Annotated in this window: 18 protein-coding genes; 13 read left to right on the forward strand and 5 right to left on the reverse strand. The window is 67.5% G+C overall.

Annotation, left to right across the window (positions count from 1 at the left end):
- Positions 1-144: 144 nt before the first annotated feature.
- Both K8U54_RS08295 and elbB read left to right on the forward strand, forming a co-directional pair.
- Positions 145-696 carry a DedA family protein gene (locus K8U54_RS08295; RefSeq protein WP_249909687.1) on the forward strand — a complete coding sequence of 184 codons (552 nt, stop codon included), beginning with the start codon at positions 145-147 and terminating at the stop codon, positions 694-696.
- 147 nt (positions 697-843) lie between these two features.
- Positions 844-1,503, forward strand: coding sequence for an isoprenoid biosynthesis glyoxalase ElbB (elbB, locus tag K8U54_RS08300; protein ID WP_249909688.1), 660 nt, complete (start codon positions 844-846; stop codon positions 1,501-1,503).
- Positions 1,504-1,545: 42 nt separating this feature from the next.
- Here elbB and K8U54_RS08305 read toward each other — a convergent pair whose 3' ends face one another.
- From K8U54_RS08305 to K8U54_RS08320, 4 genes are all read right to left on the reverse strand, one after another.
- Positions 1,546-1,998, reverse strand: a complete 453-nt coding sequence (locus K8U54_RS08305; protein ID WP_249909689.1) for a YaiI/YqxD family protein — start codon at positions 1,996-1,998, stop codon at positions 1,546-1,548.
- 2 nt (positions 1,999-2,000) lie between these two features.
- Positions 2,001-2,630: a homoserine/homoserine lactone efflux protein gene (gene rhtB, locus K8U54_RS08310; RefSeq protein ID WP_249909690.1), complete on the reverse strand. Its 630-nt coding sequence runs from the start codon at positions 2,628-2,630 to the stop codon at positions 2,001-2,003.
- A 127-nt stretch (positions 2,631-2,757) separates the two neighbouring features.
- Positions 2,758-3,291 carry a mechanosensitive ion channel family protein gene (locus K8U54_RS08315; RefSeq protein WP_143485958.1) on the reverse strand — a complete coding sequence of 178 codons (534 nt, stop codon included), beginning with the start codon at positions 3,289-3,291 and terminating at the stop codon, positions 2,758-2,760.
- Between the two features lie 50 nt (positions 3,292-3,341).
- Positions 3,342-5,255, reverse strand: a complete 1,914-nt coding sequence (locus tag K8U54_RS08320; protein ID WP_249909691.1) for an ATP-binding cassette domain-containing protein — start codon at positions 5,253-5,255, stop codon at positions 3,342-3,344.
- Positions 5,256-5,304: 49 nt separating this feature from the next.
- Between K8U54_RS08320 and K8U54_RS08325 the strand changes: the two genes are divergently transcribed.
- The 8 genes from K8U54_RS08325 (at position 5,305) to K8U54_RS08360 (ending at position 13,372) form a co-directional block, all read left to right on the forward strand.
- Positions 5,305-5,751 (forward strand): TIGR02444 family protein, encoded by a 447-nt coding sequence (locus tag K8U54_RS08325; RefSeq protein WP_249909692.1) that lies wholly within the window; start codon positions 5,305-5,307, stop codon positions 5,749-5,751.
- A 90-nt stretch (positions 5,752-5,841) separates the two neighbouring features.
- Positions 5,842-8,169 (forward strand): pyrroloquinoline quinone biosynthesis protein PqqF, encoded by a 2,328-nt coding sequence (gene pqqF, locus K8U54_RS08330; protein WP_249909693.1) that lies wholly within the window; start codon positions 5,842-5,844, stop codon positions 8,167-8,169.
- A gap of 189 nt (positions 8,170-8,358) precedes the next feature.
- Complete coding sequence (pqqA, locus tag K8U54_RS08335) at positions 8,359-8,430, forward strand: pyrroloquinoline quinone precursor peptide PqqA (RefSeq protein ID WP_003243383.1); 72 nt, start codon at positions 8,359-8,361, stop codon at positions 8,428-8,430.
- Positions 8,431-8,494: 64 nt separating this feature from the next.
- Positions 8,495-9,406, forward strand: a complete 912-nt coding sequence (pqqB, locus tag K8U54_RS08340) for a pyrroloquinoline quinone biosynthesis protein PqqB (protein ID WP_249909694.1) — start codon at positions 8,495-8,497, stop codon at positions 9,404-9,406.
- 8 nt (positions 9,407-9,414) lie between these two features.
- Entirely contained in the window at positions 9,415-10,170 is a 756-nt protein-coding gene (gene pqqC / locus K8U54_RS08345) for a pyrroloquinoline-quinone synthase PqqC (protein ID WP_249909695.1), read from the forward strand.
- Entirely contained in the window at positions 10,167-10,442 is a 276-nt protein-coding gene (gene pqqD / locus K8U54_RS08350) for a pyrroloquinoline quinone biosynthesis peptide chaperone PqqD (RefSeq protein ID WP_249909696.1), read from the forward strand. The genes pqqC and pqqD overlap by 4 nt, the downstream gene beginning before the upstream one ends.
- Entirely contained in the window at positions 10,414-11,562 is a 1,149-nt protein-coding gene (gene pqqE / locus K8U54_RS08355; RefSeq protein WP_249909697.1) for a pyrroloquinoline quinone biosynthesis protein PqqE, read from the forward strand. The genes pqqD and pqqE overlap by 29 nt, the downstream gene beginning before the upstream one ends.
- A complete protein-coding gene (locus K8U54_RS08360; protein WP_249909698.1) occupies positions 11,528-13,372 on the forward strand; it encodes an alpha/beta hydrolase family protein in 1,845 nt (614 codons plus the stop codon). Before pqqE ends, K8U54_RS08360 begins: the two co-directional genes overlap by 35 nt.
- Positions 13,373-13,536: 164 nt before the next feature.
- Here the strand turns inward: K8U54_RS08360 and K8U54_RS08365 are convergent, their stop codons facing one another.
- Entirely contained in the window at positions 13,537-13,815 is a 279-nt protein-coding gene (locus tag K8U54_RS08365) for a polyhydroxyalkanoic acid system family protein (RefSeq protein ID WP_249909699.1), read from the reverse strand.
- 337 nt (positions 13,816-14,152) lie between these two features.
- Here K8U54_RS08365 and ubiE point away from each other — a divergent pair, with 337 nt between their 5' ends.
- The 3 genes from ubiE to ubiB are packed head-to-tail and all read left to right on the forward strand — an operon-like array spanning position 14,153 to position 17,144.
- A complete protein-coding gene (ubiE, locus tag K8U54_RS08370) occupies positions 14,153-14,923 on the forward strand; it encodes a bifunctional demethylmenaquinone methyltransferase/2-methoxy-6-polyprenyl-1,4-benzoquinol methylase UbiE (protein WP_070885107.1) in 771 nt (256 codons plus the stop codon).
- Positions 14,923-15,540, forward strand: coding sequence for a ubiquinone biosynthesis accessory factor UbiJ (locus K8U54_RS08375; RefSeq protein WP_249909700.1), 618 nt, complete (start codon positions 14,923-14,925; stop codon positions 15,538-15,540). The genes ubiE and K8U54_RS08375 overlap by 1 nt, the downstream gene beginning before the upstream one ends.
- Positions 15,537-17,144 (forward strand): ubiquinone biosynthesis regulatory protein kinase UbiB, encoded by a 1,608-nt coding sequence (gene ubiB / locus K8U54_RS08380; RefSeq protein ID WP_249909701.1) that lies wholly within the window; start codon positions 15,537-15,539, stop codon positions 17,142-17,144. The genes K8U54_RS08375 and ubiB overlap by 4 nt, the downstream gene beginning before the upstream one ends.
- Positions 17,145-17,147: the final 3 nt, after the last annotated feature.

Raw genomic sequence — 17,147 nt, forward strand, 5'->3', positions numbered from 1 at the left:
ATCCCACGCGGTAAAAAGCTCGCGACGCCGCGGCGGCCGGGAACGAGCCGGGCGCGTGGACATTTCACAGGTTTTCGACAAATGCTGTTTTAGCATGTCGAACGGCGTAGCCTTGCCACCCCCTTTTTCGACGGTCATCTCTACATGCTGGAAAATCTGCTGCAGCACTTCGGTTACCCGGCGTTGGCGCTGGGCACCTTTCTCGAGGGCGAAATGTCACTGCTGCTGGCGGCCTACCTGGCATTGCGCGGCATCCTGCAGATCGAGCTGGTGATCCTGTTCGCCTTTCTCGGCACCTATGCCAGCGACCAGCTGTGGTTCCATCTGGGCCGTCGGCATGGCCGCCGCATTCTCGAGCGCAAGCCCAAGTGGCAGGCCCTGAGCGACAAGGCCCTGGTGTACCTGCGCCGCCACCCGGACCTGTGGGTGCTGGGCTTTCGCTTCTTCTATGGCATGCGCACGGTGATGCCGCTGGCCATCGGTATTTCCGGCTACCCGCGGCGCCGCTACGTGATTCTCGACGCCATCGGCGCGGCGATCTGGGCCATCGCGCTCGGCACCCTGGCCTACAAGCTCGGGCGCGCTCTGGAGGGCCTGCTCGGCGAGCTGCACCAGGTGCAGTTCTATTTGTTCGGCGCCCTGCTGGTAATCGGCCTCGGCGTCTGGTTGTACCGGCGTAGACAGCGCCAAGGCTGAAGCGCGATGCTTGACTGGAGCCGGGCCCAGGTTCAAAAGGCTGTAACAATTGGCTGACTTGCCAGTCATAACATCAAGCAGGTTTTCCCGGCGAACGCTCCGCTCACACGTGCCACGTGGGGCTCGCCCTTCATCAGGAGTTGGTCGATGAACAAGAAAGTTGCAGTGATCCTTTCCGGTTGTGGCGTCTACGACGGCTCGGAGATCCACGAAAGCGTCATCACCCTGCTGCGCCTCGATCAGCGCGGCGTCCAGGTGCAGTGCTTCGCCCCCGATATCGACCAGGCCCACGTGATCAACCACCTCAATGGCGAGGAAATGCAGCCCGCCCGGAACGTGCTGGTTGAGTCGGCGCGCATCGCCCGCGGCAACATCAGGGACGTGCGCGAACTGCGTGCCGAGGACTTCGATGCGCTGATCGTGCCGGGCGGCTTCGGCGCCGCCAAGAACCTCTGCGACTTCGCAGGCAAGGGCGCCGATTGCACCGTGCAGGCTGACGTGCTGGCCGCTGCGCAATCCTTCGTCAGCGGCGCCAAGCCGGTCGGCCTGATCTGCATCGCCCCGGCCATGGCCGCGCGCCTCTTCGGCGCCGGCGTGACCTGCACCATCGGCACCGACGCCGAGACCGCCGCCGCCCTGACGCAAATGGGCGCCGAGCACGTGGACTGCCATGTCGAGGACATCGTCGAAGACACCGAGCGCAAGCTGGTGACCACCCCGGCCTACATGCTCGCCAAGTCCATCGCCGAAGCGGCCTCGGGCATCAACAAGCTGGTCGATCGCGTGCTGGAAATGACCCACGAGTGACGACCAGCTGCGCGTCGACTCTGCAAGCTCGTCAGCGAAACCTCAACCGCGCGACAGACGCGTCAGCAAGCGATCCAGGGAGTTGGCGAACGCCTGGCGATCCTTGTCGCCATAGGTCGCCTGTCCACCGCCGACCTGCCCTTGCTCACGCAGGTCGGTGAACAGGTTACGTACCGCCAGGCGCTCACCCATATTGCGCTCGTCGAACTCCCGGCCGCGGGGATCCAGCGCCAACACGCCCTTCTTCACCAGGCGATCGGCGAGCGGCACGTCGCTGCAGATCACCAGCTCGCCCGGTACGGTATGCTCCACCAGGTAATCGTCGGCCGCATCGGGGCCGCTGGGCACCACGATCAGCTTCACGCAGGCGAAGTTGGGGCGCGCCACCGCCTGACCGGCGACCAGCACCACCTCGAAGTGACGCTTGAGGGCGAACTTGACCACCTGATCGCGAGCCAGCCGGGGGCAGGCGTCGGCATCGATCCAGACACGCATGCTCAAACGGGAGCGCGGCGCACGGTGGCCAGCAGCGCTGCTGCCCCCACGAACAGCGCACCAAAGCTGCGGTTCATGATGCGCTGCTGACGCGGCGTGCGCAGCAGGCGCAGCACGCGCACCGCCAGGCCGGTGTAGCCGGCCATGACGATCAGGTCGACGGTCACCATGGTCACGCCGATGACCAGGTACTGCTCGGTCAGCGGCGCATGGGGATTGATGAACTGCGGCAGCACCGCGAGCATGAAGACGATGGCCTTGGGGTTGCCGAAGTTGACCAGAAAGCCGCGCAGCACCAGGCTCAGCGGCCGGCCGATGGGGCGCTCGCCCGTGACGGTCATGTCGGCGGGCACGGCGCACCACTGGCGCCAGCCCAGGTACACCAGGTAGGCCACGCCGAACCACTTGATCAGGCTGAAGGCCAGGGCCGAGGTGGCCAGCACCGCGCCGACACCCGCGGCGACGATGGCGATCTGCAACGCCAGGCCCAGCTGCAGGCCCAGGGCGTTCCAGTAGCCGCGCCAGAAGCCGTATTGCAAGCCCGCCGACATCGAGGCGATGGCCCCGGCGCCCGGCGACAGGCTGATCAGCCAACAGGCGACGAAGAAAGCGAGCCAGGTTTCCAGAGCCATGGTGGCGACCTCGGTGAGGGGTTATCGAAACGTCGAAACTACCTGAATTGCCGTCATGGCGTCAGGGGTCGCGAAAGCTATTCCATAGTGGCGCACAGGGCTTTCGAGAAAGCCGCGGCGCCTCGGATCAGGATTCGATCTTGCGCGCCGTCGGCAGCTCGCCGTTGCGCCAGCGGCGTACCGCTTTCTGGAAGAACAGGCTGTTGGGAATCTGCAGCCAGGTGCCCGGCGCATCGCCGGTCAGGTCTTCCAGGGTGGTGTAGAACAGGTTGATGGCCAGCACCCGGCCGCGCACGCCCGGCTTGTCGGCGCTTTCCAGCACCTCCACGCAGTCGCCGATGCGAAATGGCCCGAGGGCGAAGATCAGCAGCGTGCAGAACATGTTGGACAGCACGCTCCAGATCGCGAAGAAGGCGATCGCCGCCACCGCCACGAAACCGGTCAGCGCGCCCCACAGTACCTGGGCGGAGACGCCGAGGCGCTCGAGCACCAGCATGATGGCGCTACCGAGGATCAGCCAGCGGGTCAGGCCACGCAACGGCATCAGCAGCTCCGGCGGCAATTGTGGGTAGCGCTGGCCCAGGCGGGTGATGCCGCGGGTGAGAATGCGCTGGGCGACCCACGCCAGGATGAGGATCAGCAGCACCTGGCCGGCGCGCATCAGCGGCTGGCTCCAGGATACCAGCCAGGCCCAATCGATCAGCTCCAGGTTCAAACCACGGCCTCCAGTTCACGTTGCAATGCTTCGAGGGTTTCCAGGGCTTCGAGCCAGCCCTCTTCCAGTTCGGCCTCGCGCGCCTTGAGCTGCGCCTGCTCGGCCAGGGCCTGGCGCAGCTCGTCCTTGCGCGCGGCCTCGTAGATGCCACTGTCACCCAGGCGCTCTTCCAGCGCCGCGAGCTTGGCCTGCACCTGGCCCAGTTCGGCCTCGAGCTTGTCCGCCGCCTTCTTGTGCGGCGCCAGTTGCTGGCGCAACGCCGCAGCCGCCTGGCGCTGGCCACGCTTGTCGTTGCCGGCGCCTGCAGCGGGCGCGGCGGCGACCGGCGCAATCTGGCGCTGGCGATAATCGACCAGCCAGCGGGCGTAATCCTCGAGGTCACCGTCGAACGGCGCCACGCGACCATCGGCGACCAGCAGGAACTCGTCGGTGGTGCTCTTGAGCAGGTGACGGTCGTGGGAGACCACCACCACGGCACCGGCGAACTCCTGCAGGGCCATGGTCAGCGCCAGGCGCATTTCCAGGTCGAGGTGGTTGGTCGGCTCGTCGAGCAGCAGCAGGTTGGGCTTGCCCCAGGCGATCAGCGCCAGGGCCAGGCGCGCCTTCTCGCCGCCGGAGAAGTTCACCACCGGCTCGTCGCAGCGCGGGCCGCGGAAGTCGAAGCCGCCGAGGAAGTCGCGCAGGGTCTGCTCACGCTCGGCTGGCGCGATACGTTGCAGGTGCAGCAGCGGGCTGGCCTTGTCGTCGAGGGCGTCGAGCTGGTGCTGGGCGAAGTAGCCGATCACCAGGTTCTCGCCGCGGGTCAGGCTGCCACCCAGCGGCTGCAGCTCGGCGGAGAGGTTCTTGATCAGCGTCGACTTGCCCGCGCCGTTGGGACCGAGCAGGCCGATACGCGCGCCGGGCACCAGGCTCAGCTTGACCTGCTGCAGGATGGTCTTGTCGCCATAGCCCAGGCGGCCTTCGCTGAGGCTGAGCAGCGGCGTGGAAATCTTGTCGGCCTCGCGGAACACGAAGTCGAAGGGTGAATCGACGTGGGCCGCGCTCAGCTCCTCCATGCGTTCCAGGGCCTTGATGCGGCTCTGCGCCTGGCGGGCCTTGGTGGCCTGGGCCTTGAAGCGGGCGATGTACTTTTCCATGTGCGCACGCTGCGCCTGCTGCTTCTCGTAGGCCTGCTGCTGCTGGGCCAAACGTTCGGCGCGGGTGCGCTCGAAGGCCGAGTAGCCGCCGCGATAGAGGGTCAGCTTGCGCTGCTCGACATGGGCGACGTGATCCACCACGGCGTCGAGGAAATCGCGGTCGTGGGAAATCAGCAGCAAGGTGCCGGGGTAACTCTGCAGCCAGCCTTCGAGCCACAGGATCGCATCGAGATCCAGGTGGTTGGTCGGCTCGTCGAGCAGCAGCAGATCGGACGGGCACATCAGCGCCTGGGCCAGGTTCAGGCGCATCCGCCAGCCACCGGAGAAGTCGCCGACCCTTTGACCCATCTGCGCGTTGTCGAAACCCAGGCCGGCCAGCAGCTTGCGCGCCCGGGCATCGGCGGTATAGCCGTCGGCGCTGTCCAGCTCGCTGTGCAGGCGGGCGATGGCCGCGCCGTCATGGCCCTGCTCGGCAGCGGCCAGCTCGGCCTGCACGCGCCGCAGGTGGTGGTCGCCGTCGAGCACGTAGTCCACCGCCAGGCGGTCGAGGGTATCGACCTCCTGGCGCATATGGGCGATGCGCCAGTCACCGGGCAGCAGGCAGTCACCGGAATCGGGGGTCAATTCGCCGCGCAACAGGGCGAACAGGCTGGACTTGCCGGCGCCATTGGCACCGATCAGGCCGGCCTTGTGGCCAGCGTGCAGGGTCAGCTCGGCGTTCTCGAGCAAACGCTGAGGGCCACGCTGTAGGGTAAGATTCTGGAGTCGGATCATAATGGCGGCGGATTCTACCAGAGTCCCTCGCCACATACTCGGAGCACGCATGAGCGCTGACCTGTGGACCTTCGCCACCACCCTCTACGCCCGTCCAGGCGTGGAAGCCGCCTGCCTGGAACTGCAGGCCGCCGGCGCCGATGTCTGCCTGGTGCTGTGCGGGCTGTGGCTGGACAGCCGTGGCGTGGCCCAGAGCGATGAACGCGAAGCCCAGCTGCGAGCCCTGGCCACCACCTGGCAGCATGGGGTGGTGGCGCCGCTGAGGGCCCTGCGCCAGGGCTGGCGCGACGCGGCAGCCGACGATGCGGAACTGGCCGCCCTGCGCCAACGGCTCAAGCAGCTCGAATTGGATGCCGAGCGCACCCAGCTCGAGCGCCTGCAAGGGCTGAGCAGCGCCTGGCCGGCGGATGGGCCGGCGCGGTGGACCTGGCTGGATGCGCTGGCCGTGGCCGGTGGTGCCCGCGAACGACTGCGGAGCGCGGCCAACGCCGGGTAGCCCGACTGCCGCGGACCAAGTGCAGTGAGCGGCAACGCCGACGGGCTTTCGACGGCCTGCTAGGATGGCGGCCAGGACGATGGAGATCCCATGCCGCGCACCACCCGCCACCTCACTCTCGCCAATGGCCTGCAGCTGAACCTGCGCCACGCGCCGCACCTCAAGCGCAGCGCCGCGGCCCTGCGCATCCATGCCGGCAGCCACGATGCGCCGGCGCGTTGGCCGGGGCTGGCGCATTTTCTGGAGCACCTGCTGTTCCTCGGCACCGCACGCTTCCCGCTGGAGGACGGCCTGATGCGCCACGTCCAGCGCCTGGGTGGCGAGGTCAACGCCAGTACCGCGGAGCGCCACACCGACTTCTTTTTCGAAGTGCCACCCGCTGGCCTGGATGGCGCGCTGTTGCGCCTTTGCGACATGCTCGCCGAGCCGCAGCTTGACCTGCAGCGCCAGCGCCGCGAGCGTGACGTGATCCATGCCGAGTTCATCGCCTGGTCACGGGACCACCAGGCGCAACGGCACTTCGCCCTGCTGCAGGCGGTCTCGCCGCGCCATCCGCTGAGCGGCTTCCATGCCGGCAACCGCTACAGCCTGCCGCTGCAGGCCGCTACGTTCCAGCAGGCCCTGCAGGCTTACCACCAGCGTTTCTACCAGGCCGGGCAGATCACCTTGAGCCTCGCCGGGCCACAATCGCTGGCCGAACTGGAGCAACTGGGGCGCCGCCACGCGACGTTTTTCGCCCCCGGCAGCCGCCAGCAACGCGGTGCCCCTTTGCCCCTGCTCGACGGCCCGTTGCGCCTGCGCCAGGCACGCGCGCCCCACTGCGACCTGCTGTTCGCCCACGAGGCCCTGCCGGCGGGTGCACCGCAGGCGCTGGAGCTGCTGCTCGGCCTGCTGCGTGACAACCGCCCGGGCGGCTGGCTGGCCGAGCTGCGGCGGCGCGGCTGGCTGCAGGCCTGCTCGGCCCAGCCGCTGTATGCCCATGCCGGCCAGTTGCTCTGGCACATCGAGCTGCAATTGACCGACACGGCCTGCCCGAGCCAGATACAGACGCTGCTGCATGGCTGGCTGGGTTTCATCCGCCAACAGGATCTTCAGCGCCTCAACGCCGGCTTCGGCCGCCGGCAAGGACGCCGTGAACTGGCCGCCAGCGCCCTGGAACTGGCGCGCCGCGACAGCGCCGGGCAACCGTTCCGAGAGCTCGACCGCCACGGCCTGGAGGCCCTGGGCGCGCTGCTCGATGACCTGCCACGGTGCGATCAGGGCGACTGGCGACTGCCCGCGGAGGAGCCCCTGCTGGCAGCGCCGCCCGCACGACGTGCGCCGCTGCCGGCCAGCCTGCTAATCGACCACAGCCTGCCGGCCTCCCAGCAGTTCGCCGCCATTTACCTGCGCTGGCGTATTGACTCGGCCCTGCGCCGGCGCTTCCAGATGATTGTCGAACGCGCTCTGGGCACGCTGCGCGAACGTGCAGAACAGGCTGCGCTGCACCTGGCGTTCACCGCCAGTGGCGCCTATTGGCAGTTGCAGATCAGCGGCCACCCCGACGCCGTGATCCACGCCATCGGCGAAGCCCTCGAGCATCTGCGTGGCCCCGCCCGCGAACACTGGCACGGGGCGAGTGGCGAAACGCCTGCGCCCATTCCGATCCGCGCCCTGCTGATGGCGCTGCCGGAAGCCCTGCACGCCGACGCAGGCACGCCCGAACCTGCCTGCATTCTCGACCAGGCTCTGCTCGATGGGCTCTGGCAGCACGCCCGCTGGCACGGCCTGGCGCTGGGTTTCGACGCTACCCGGTACGGTGCGCTCGGGGCTTCGCTGCGCGGCATCATGGGCCAGGCGGACTCCCTGCGGGCACCGAGCAGCCAGGCCGGTCGCCGCTGGCGACAGGTGGGCACAGCAGGCAGCGAAGCCGCGCTGCTGCTGTTCTGCCCGCTGCCACCCGAGCTGCAGGCCGCTGGCCGCCTGCTCGGGCACCTGCTGCAGGGGCCGGTGTACCAGCGGCTGCGGGTCGAGCTGCAGCTCGGCTATGCGGTGTTCAGCGGCTTCCGCCAGGTCGCGGGATACGGCGGGCTGCTGTTCGGCATGCAATCCCCGCACACCGGCCATGGCGAACTGCTGGGCCATCTGCTGACGCTGCTCGGCGAGGGCGTACGCCTCGACCCGCTGGCCCGCCAGCAACTGGCCGAGCAGTTCGACGAACCGGCCATGGGCAATGCCGCGGTGGCCGACTGGGCCTGGCAGACCCGGCTGGCCGGCGAGGAACCGGCATTGCCCCGGCTGCGTGCTGCCATCCTCGAGGTCGGCCAGAAGCACCTCGACGCCTTGCTGCATCAGGTGATCGATGCCCGTCACGGCTGGCTGTGCCTGGCCAACCAGGCCACGCCACCCGACCGCTGGCCGTGGGTGCAGGCCTCCTGAGCCGCCAGCTGCTGCGGCCACACCCGTCTGCAAGATCCTGCAACCTTCGTCAGGTGGAACCTCCCGGGGCGGATGGCGCCCAATAAGAAGCCGGAGCCCGCCAACCCGATCCACAAGGAACAAGGCCAGGCGGCGCCAGCCTGCATACCCTGATCCATTTCTCGGCACTCAACCGGAAGGAGCAACGCCATGTGGACCAAGCCTGCTTACACTGACCTGCGCATCGGTTTCGAAGTCACCATGTACTTCGCCAACCGCTGAGCACTCCAGTGATGCGACGCCCCGGCCAGCCGGGGCGTCATCGTTTTCAGGACATGGAGAGACCATGTACATCCAGATTCTCGGTTCCGCGGCCGGTGGCGGCTTTCCCCAGTGGAACTGCAACTGCGCGAACTGCAAGGGCTATCGTGATGGCAGCCTGCGCGCCTTTGCGCGTACCCAGTCGTCGATCGCCCTGTCCGATGATGGCGAGCACTGGATCCTGTGCAACGCCTCGCCGGATATCCGCGCCCAGCTGCAGGCCTTCGCGCCGCTGCAGCCGGCCCGTGCGCTACGCGATACCGGCATCGATGCCATCGTGCTGCTCGACAGCCAGATCGACCACACCACCGGCCTGCTCAGCCTGCGCGAAGGCTGCCCGCACCAGGTGTGGTGCACCGACATGGTCCACCAGGACCTGAGCACCGGCTTCCCGCTGTTCCCCATGCTCAGCCACTGGAACGGCGGCCTGCAGTGGCAGCGCATTGCCCTCGACGGCAGCTTCGTGATCGACGCCTGCCCCAACCTCAGCTTCACCCCCTTTGCCCTGCGCAGCGCCGCGCCACCCTACTCGCCGCACCGCTTCGACCCGCACCCGGGCGACAACCTGGGCCTGCTGGTCAAGGACACCCGCACCGGCGGCACGCTGTTCTACGCCCCCGGCCTGGGCCAGGTCGACGACGAGCTGCTGCGCATGATGCACAGTGCCGACTGCCTGCTGGTCGACGGCACGCTGTGGGATGACGACGAAATGCAGCGCCGCGGCGTCGGCACCCGCACAGGCCGGGAGATGGGCCACCTGGCGCAGAACGGGCCGGGCGGCATGCTCGAAGTGCTCGACGGCTTTCCGCGCCAGCGCAAGGTACTTATCCACATCAACAACACCAATCCGATTCTCGACGAGCAATCGCCGGAACGGGCCGAGGTCCGGCGCCGCGGCGTGGAAGTCGCCTATGACGGCATGAGCATCGAGCTGTAAGGAGCCCCATGAGCGACGCAACGCCAATGTCCCCCAGCGAATTCGAACAGGCCCTGCGCGCCAAGGGCGCCTATTACCACATCCACCACCCCTACCACGTGGCGATGTACGAAGGCCGCGCGAGCCGCGAACAGATCCAGGGCTGGGTGGCCAACCGCTTCTACTACCAGGTCAACATTCCGCTGAAGGATGCCGCGATCCTGGCCAACTGCCCGGATCGCGAAGTGCGCCGCGAGTGGATCCAGCGCCTGCTCGATCATGACGGCGCCCCCGGCGAGGACGGCGGCATCGAAGCCTGGCTGCGCCTCGGCCAGGCAGTGGGCCTCGACCCGGATCAGCTGCGCTCCCAGGAGCTGGTATTGCCCGGCGTGCGCTTCGCCGTGGACGCCTACGTCAACTTCGCCCGCCGCGCCAGCTGGCAGGAAGCCGCCAGCAGCTCGCTGACCGAGCTGTTCGCCCCGCAGATCCACCAGTCGCGCCTGGACAGTTGGCCGCAGCACTATCCGTGGATCGACCCGGCCGGCTACCAGTACTTCCGCACCCGCCTCGGCCAGGCCCGCCGCGACGTCGAGCATGGCCTGGACATCACCTTGCGCTACTACACCACCTACGCCAGCCAGCAGCGCATGCTGGAAATCCTGCAGTTCAAGCTGGATATCCTGTGGAGCATGCTCGATGCCATGAGCATGGCCTACGAGCTGAACCGCCCGCCCTATCACACCGTGACCCCGGAGCGGGTCTGGCACAAGGGGATCGCCCCATGAGTTTCGACCGCAACCGCGTGCCCAGCTGGCGCCCGGGCTACCGCTTCCAGTACGAGCCGGCCCAGCAGGGCCATGTGCTGCTGTACCCGGAAGGCATGATCAAGCTCAACGACAGCGCCGGCCTGATCGGCGGGCTGATCGACGGCCAGCGCAGCGTGGCGGCCATCATCGAGCAGCTGCAACAGCAGTTCCCCGACGCGGCCGAAGTCGGCGACGACATCGAGCAGTTCATGGAGGTGGCCCGTGCCGAGCACTGGATCAGCCTCGCCTGAGGTGCCGGTCGGCCTGCCCCTGTGGCTGCTGGCCGAACTCACCTACCGCTGCCCGCTGCAGTGCCCCTACTGTTCCAACCCCCTGGACTTCGCCAAGCAGGGCGAGGAACTGAGCACCGCGCAGTGGTTCAAGGTGATGGCCGAGGCGCGGCAAATGGGCGCCGCGCAGATCGGCTTCTCCGGTGGCGAGCCCTTGGTGCGCCAGGACCTCGCCGAGCTGATCGGTGAAGCGCGCCGGCTGGGCTATTACACCAACCTGATCACCTCCGGCGTCGGCCTGACCGAGCAGAAGATCGCCGCCTTCAAACAGGCCGGCCTGGATCATATCCAGATCAGCTTCCAGGCCAGCGACGAGCAGGTCAACAACCTGCTGGCCGGTTCGAAGAAGGCCTTCACCCAGAAGCTGGAGATGGCCCGCGCGGTCAAGGCCCACGGCTATCCGATGGTGCTGAACTTCGTCACCCACCGCCACAACATCGACCGCACCGACCGCATCATCGAGCTGTGCCTCGCCCTCGAAGCGGACTTCGTGGAATTGGCCACCTGCCAGTTCTACGGCTGGGCACAGTTCAACCGCGCCGGCCTGCTGCCCACCCGCGAGCAGCTGCAGCGCGCTGAACGCGTCACCAACGATTACCGTGAACGCCTCAAGGCCGCAGGCAACCCGTGCAAGCTGATCTTCGTCACCCCGGACTACTATGAGGAGCGCCCCAAGGCCTGCATGAACGGCTGGGGCAGTATCTTCCTGACCGTTACCCCGGACGGCACCGCCCTGCCCTGCCATGGCGCGCGGCAGTTGCCCATCGCCTTTCCCAACGTGCGCGAGCACAGCCTGCAGCACATCTGGTACGACTCGTTCGGCTTCAACCGCTTTCGTGGCTTCGAGTGGATGCCCGAGCCGTGCCGCTCCTGCGATGAAAAGGAGAAGGACTTCGGCGGCTGCCGCTGCCAGGCCTTCATGCTCACCGGCGATGCCAGCAACGCCGACCCGGTATGCAGCAAGTCCGACCGTCACGGCGTGATCCTCGCGGCCCGTGCGGAAGCCGAGCACGCCACCCAATCCATCACCGACCTGGCCTTTCGCAATGAACGAAACTCGCACCTCATCGCCAAGAGCTGAGCCCCTCAGCGCCGCCGAGGCGGTGGCCGCCGCCGGCGACTTCGCCGAATTGCGGGTCGGCCCCGCCGGCCTGGTATGGAACGCCTTCGACCCCGCGGACGGCAGCTGCCGCCTGTGGTTGTGGCGCGAGGAAGCCGCGCAATGCCTGACCCCGGACGGCTTCAGCGTGCGCAGCCGGGTCTACGAATACGGCGGCGGGTCCTTCTGCCTGGGCGGCGACAGCCTGGTATTCGTCAATGACGCCGACCAGCAGCTCTACCTGCAGCCCCTGGCCGGCGGCGCGCCCCGGGCGGTGACCAGCGGGCAGCGCCGCTACGGCGATCTGCTGCAGGCCGGCGAGCAGGTGCTGGCGGTCGAGGAAAGCCACACCGACGAGCGGGTCGAGCATCGCCTGGTGGCCATCGGCCTAGGCGACGGCAGCCGCAGCGTGCTCGCCGAAGGCGCCGACTTCTATGCCGCGCCAGTGCTCAGCGAGGATGGCCGGCAGCTGGCCTGGATCCAGTGGCAGCGGCCGGCCCAGCCCTGGACCGCCACGCATCTCTATCACGCCCGCCTGCAGGCCGACGGCAGCTGGGGCGAAGTCCGTTGCGTGGCGGGCGACAGCGGCGAGGCGCAAGCCCTGCAGCAACCTGCCTTCGACGTCAGTGGCCGCCTGTACTGCCTGTCCGACCGCAACGGTTTCTGGCAACCCTGGGGCGAGCGCGAAGGCGCCTGGCAGGCACTGCCTGCCGCCGCGGCCGATCACGCCGGAGCCCCCTGGCAGCTCGGCGCCTGCAGCTGGATACCCCTTGGCCCGGAAAGCTACCTGGCCAGTTGGTTCGAGGACGGCTACAGCCGCCTGGGTATCCGCAGGGAGAATGGTGGCGTACAGCACTACGCCAGCGCCTACAGCCGCTTTCGCAGCCTGGCCGTGGATAGGGAGCACCTCTACGTCATCGCCGCCAACCCGCTGGCGCCGTCCGCCGTGCTGGCGATCCGCCGTGACGACGGCCAGGTCAGGGTGCTCGCCGGCGGGCGCTCGCCGCTGCCGCCCGAGCGGATCAGCCAGCCACAGCCGCTGCACTACGCCAGCGGCGACGGCCAGGCCCATGGCTTCTTCTACCCCGCACAGCAGGGCGAAAGCCGGCCGCCCCTGCTGGTGTTCATCCACGGCGGGCCGACTTCGGCCTGTCACCCGGTGTTCGACCCGCGCATCCAGTACTGGACCCAGCGCGGCTTCGCCGTCGCCGACCTCAATTACCGCGGCAGCACCGGCTACGGCCGGGAATATCGCCAGGCGCTAGAGCGCAATTGGGGCGTGGTAGACGTCGAGGACGCCTGCGCGGTGGTCGCGCACCTGGCCGAGCGGGAGTTGATCGACCCGGCCAGGGCCTTTATCCGCGGCGGCAGCGCCGGCGGCTACACCACCCTCTGCGCGCTGATGCGCGGCGGCGTGTTCCGCGCCGGGGCCAGCCTGTATGGGGTCAGCGATCCACTGGCCCTGGCCCACGCCACCCACAAGTTCGAAGGGGACTACCTCGACTGGCTGATCGGCGACACGCAGCGCGACGCCGAACGCTATCGCCAGCGCACCCCGCTGCTGCACGCCGAGCGTATCGAGGTACCGGTGATCTTCTTCCAGGGCGAACTCGATACCGTGGTGGTTCCCGAGCAAACCCGCGCCATGCTCACCGCCCTGACGGCCAATGGCATCGAGGCCGAGGAGCATTTCTATCCCGGGGAACGCCACGGTTTCCGCCAGGCCAGCAACTTGGCCCATGCCCTGGACGCGGAATGGCGCTTCTATTGTCGGGTGCTGGAGCGACAATAAGGCCATGTGGGGGATGGAGGAGTTGCCACAGCCTGCAGGAGCCTACTGACGGCTCCTGAGCCAGCCAGGTTCAGGTCAACGCGCGAGCTGTCACGCGCCAGGCCGGGGCTCAGACAGAACAGGTCAGAAACACCAAGGGGCCTGATTCCGGCAAACTCTGAGGGTCATGCGCCGAGTTCCCTATCCAGCACTTCCTCGATCTCGCTCTTGATCTTCCCGCTCATCACCGACAGCAGCAGGCCGAGGTTGAGTTGCAGGTGGACGCGGTCTTCGCTGACTTCGATGCGCCCGTCGGCGCCGCTGCGCTTGAATTCCAGGATGTCGCCCTTCCACTGGTAGCGCACGTCGTACTCGCGGGCCAGGCGTTCGGCGAGCTTTTCAGCCTTGCCACGGGCGGCCTCGATGCCCAGATTGTGGGGGCGGTCGACGGTGATTTTGGCCATAGGGCTCTCCTGACTGAAAACGCGGGCGGGGCAATATACAAGAAGCGCCGTGCGAGCCACTACCGCGCATGCAGCCGGCACCGGGCTTTTGGGTTTAGAATGCCGCCACTCGGCGCTGTAAAAGCAGTTGAACAGGCCGTGAACCCGCCTGCCTAGCACAGACTCGATGGAAACGCTTATTTACCTCGGTAAACTCGCCTTTTCGCTTGTCTGACTCACTGGCACTGCGATGAGACGCGCCCGGCGCTGTCCCATGATCACGGTCACGCCACGCGGGGCTTCAAGCCCGCACACTGAGCAGACGCCAACGCCTCCCGGACTTCAGGAAAAGGGCCACATGAACGATCCGCGCAAGAACGACAACAGCGAACCCACCACCCACTTCGGCTTCCAGGACGTTCCGGAAAGCCGCAAGGCGGAAAAGGTCGCCGAGGTGTTCCATTCGGTGGCCGCCAAGTACGACCTGATGAACGACCTGCTTTCCGGCGGCATGCACCGCCTGTGGAAGCGTTTCACCATCGAGCTGTCCGGGGTGCGCAGTGGCAACCGCGTGCTCGACATCGCTGGCGGCACGGGCGATCTGGCCCGCCAGTTCTCGCGTATCGTTGGCGAGACCGGCGAGGTGGTGCTGGCCGATATCAACGCTTCGATGCTCAAGGTCGGTCGCGATCGCCTGCTCGACCGTGGCGTGTCCGGCAACATTTCCTTCGTGCAGGCCGATGCCGAGAAGCTGCCCTTCCCGGACAACCATTTCGACTGCGTGACCATCGCCTTCGGCCTGCGCAACGTCACCCACAAGGACGCGGCCATCGCCTCCATGCTGCGCGTGCTCAAGCCGGGCGGCCGCCTGCTGGTGCTGGAGTTCTCCAAGCCCAAGAGCAGCCTGCTGTCCAAGGTCTACGACACTTATTCGTTCAACTTCATGCCGCTGGTGGGCAAGCTGGTCACCAACGACGCCGACAGCTACCGCTACCTGGCCGAGTCGATCCGCATGCACCCGGATCAGGACACCCTTAAGGCGATGATGCTGGACGCCGGTTTCGACCGCGTGACCTACCACAACATGACCGGCGGCATCGTCGCCCTGCACCGCGGTATCAAGCCCTGATGCTCACCCAGGCCCTGCTGGCGGCCGTGGAGCGCGGCCTCAACCGCGTGCTCGCGCTGGACAGTACCGCCCTGCCGCGCCTGGCCAGGCTCAATGGCCGGGTGATCGCGGTCGAGTGCCATGCGCCGGCCGTGCAACTGTTCATCCTCGCCGACGGCCAGGGCTTGCGCCTGGCCAGCCAGTGGGCCGGCGCGGTCGATTGCACCCTGCGTGCGCCGGCCGGGGCGTTGCTGCGCCTGGCCCTGGCCAAGGACAAACAGGCCGTGCTGCACGAGCCCGAAGTCGACCTCGATGGCGACAGCGGCGCGCTGATGGACTTGGCCGGTGTGCTGCAGGACCTCGATCTGGACTGGGAATACGAGCTGTCGCGCTGGCTCGGCCCGGTGCCCACGGCGCTGCTGGCCGGCCACCTGCGCAGCCGCGCTGGCTGGACGCGGGAGAACCTGCACAGCCTGCAACTGAGCCTGGCCGATTACCTCAGCGAAGAATCGCGCACCCTGGTCGGCCGCCGCGAGGCCGACGCCCGCTTCGCCGAGCTCGATGACCTGAAACTTTCCCTCGACCGTCTCGACGCGCGCATCGAGCGCCTCGCCCAACGCCATAAGCCCATCGCATGAAGCTGCTTGCCGTTCGTCGTCTGTTGCGCATCCTCTACGTGGTCATCCGCTACCGCCTGGATGACCTGCTGTTCGCCCTGCCGCTGCCCTTCTGGCTGCGCGCGCCGCGCTTCCTGCTGCCGTGGCGCTGGGTGCCGCGCGGCAAGTCGTCACGCAGCCGTGGCGAAAGCCTGCGCCTGGCGCTGGAGGAGCTGGGGCCGATCTTCATCAAGTTCGGCCAGTTGCTGTCCACCCGCCGCGACCTCTTGCCGCCGGATATCGCCGACGAACTGGCGCACCTGCAGGATCGCGTACCGCCGTTCGACCCGGCCAAGTCCCTGGCACTGATCGAAGAGCAGCTCGGCGTGCCGGTGGGCGTGGCCTTCGCCCGCTTCGACACCACGCCACTGGCCTCGGCCTCGGTGGCCCAGGTACACGCCGCGCAGCTGAAAAGCGGCGAGGAGGTGGTGGTCAAGGTGGTGCGCCCCGGCCTCAAGCCGGTGATCAAGGCCGACATGGCCTGGCTGTTCCTGCTCGCCAAGCTGGCCGAGCGCGCCTCGGCCGAAGCCCGCCGCCTGCACCCGGTGGACGTGGTCAGCGACTACGAAAAAACCATCTACGACGAACTCGACCTGCTGCGCGAGGCCGCCAACGCCAGCCAGCTGCGACGCAACTTCGAGGACTCCGGCCTGCTCTACGTGCCCCAGGTGTACTGGGACTGGTGCCGCCCCAAGGTGCTGGTGATGGAGCGCATCTACGGCATTCCGGTCAACGACATGGCCACCCTGGCCGACCAGCGCACCGACATGAAGCTGTTGGCCGAGCGCGGCGTGGAGATCTTCTTCACCCAGGTGTTCACCCACAGCTTCTTTCACGCCGACATGCACCCGGGCAACATCTTCGTCAGCACCCGCACGCCGTGGAACCCGCAATACATCGCCATCGACTGCGGCATCATCGGCAGCCTGACCCCCGAGGATCAGGACTACCTGGCGCGCAACCTGGTGGCTTTCTTCAAGCGCGACTACCGCAAGGTGGCACAGTTGCACATCGACTCGGGCTGGGTGCCCCAGGAAACCCAGGTCAACGACTTCGAGGCGGCGATCCGTACCGTCTGCGAGCCGATCTTCGAGCGGCCGCTGAAGGACATCTCCTTCGGCCTGCTGCTGATGCGCCTCTTCCAGACCGCGCGGCGCTTCAACATGGAAATCCAGCCACAGCTGGTGCTGCTGCAGAAAACCCTGCTGAACATCGAGGGCCTGGGCCGCCAGCTGTACCCCGACCTGGACCTGTGGACCACCGCCCAGCCATTTCTGGAGCGCTGGATGCGCGAGCGCATCAGCCCGCGCAACGTCATGCACAACCTGCAAAGCCAGGTCGAGCAATTGCCGCACCTGGCCAACATGACCCGCAGCCTGCTCGAACGCATGGCCCAGCCCCACGCCAACGATCCACCACCACCCTGGCGCGAACGCGATGGCTGGACGGTGCGGCTGATCGGCGCAGCGCTGATCGGCGGCGGCGTGGTGACGGCACTCGGCCTGGGCAGCCTGAGCGAGCCCGCCACCGCCTGGCCGGCCTGGCTGATGGGCGCCAGCGGCCTGTACCTGGTTCTGCGCCGATAGCCA

Source organism: Pseudomonas fulva (assembly GCF_023517795.1).
GTDB classification, from domain to species: Bacteria; Pseudomonadota; Gammaproteobacteria; order Pseudomonadales; family Pseudomonadaceae; genus Aquipseudomonas; species Aquipseudomonas fulva_D.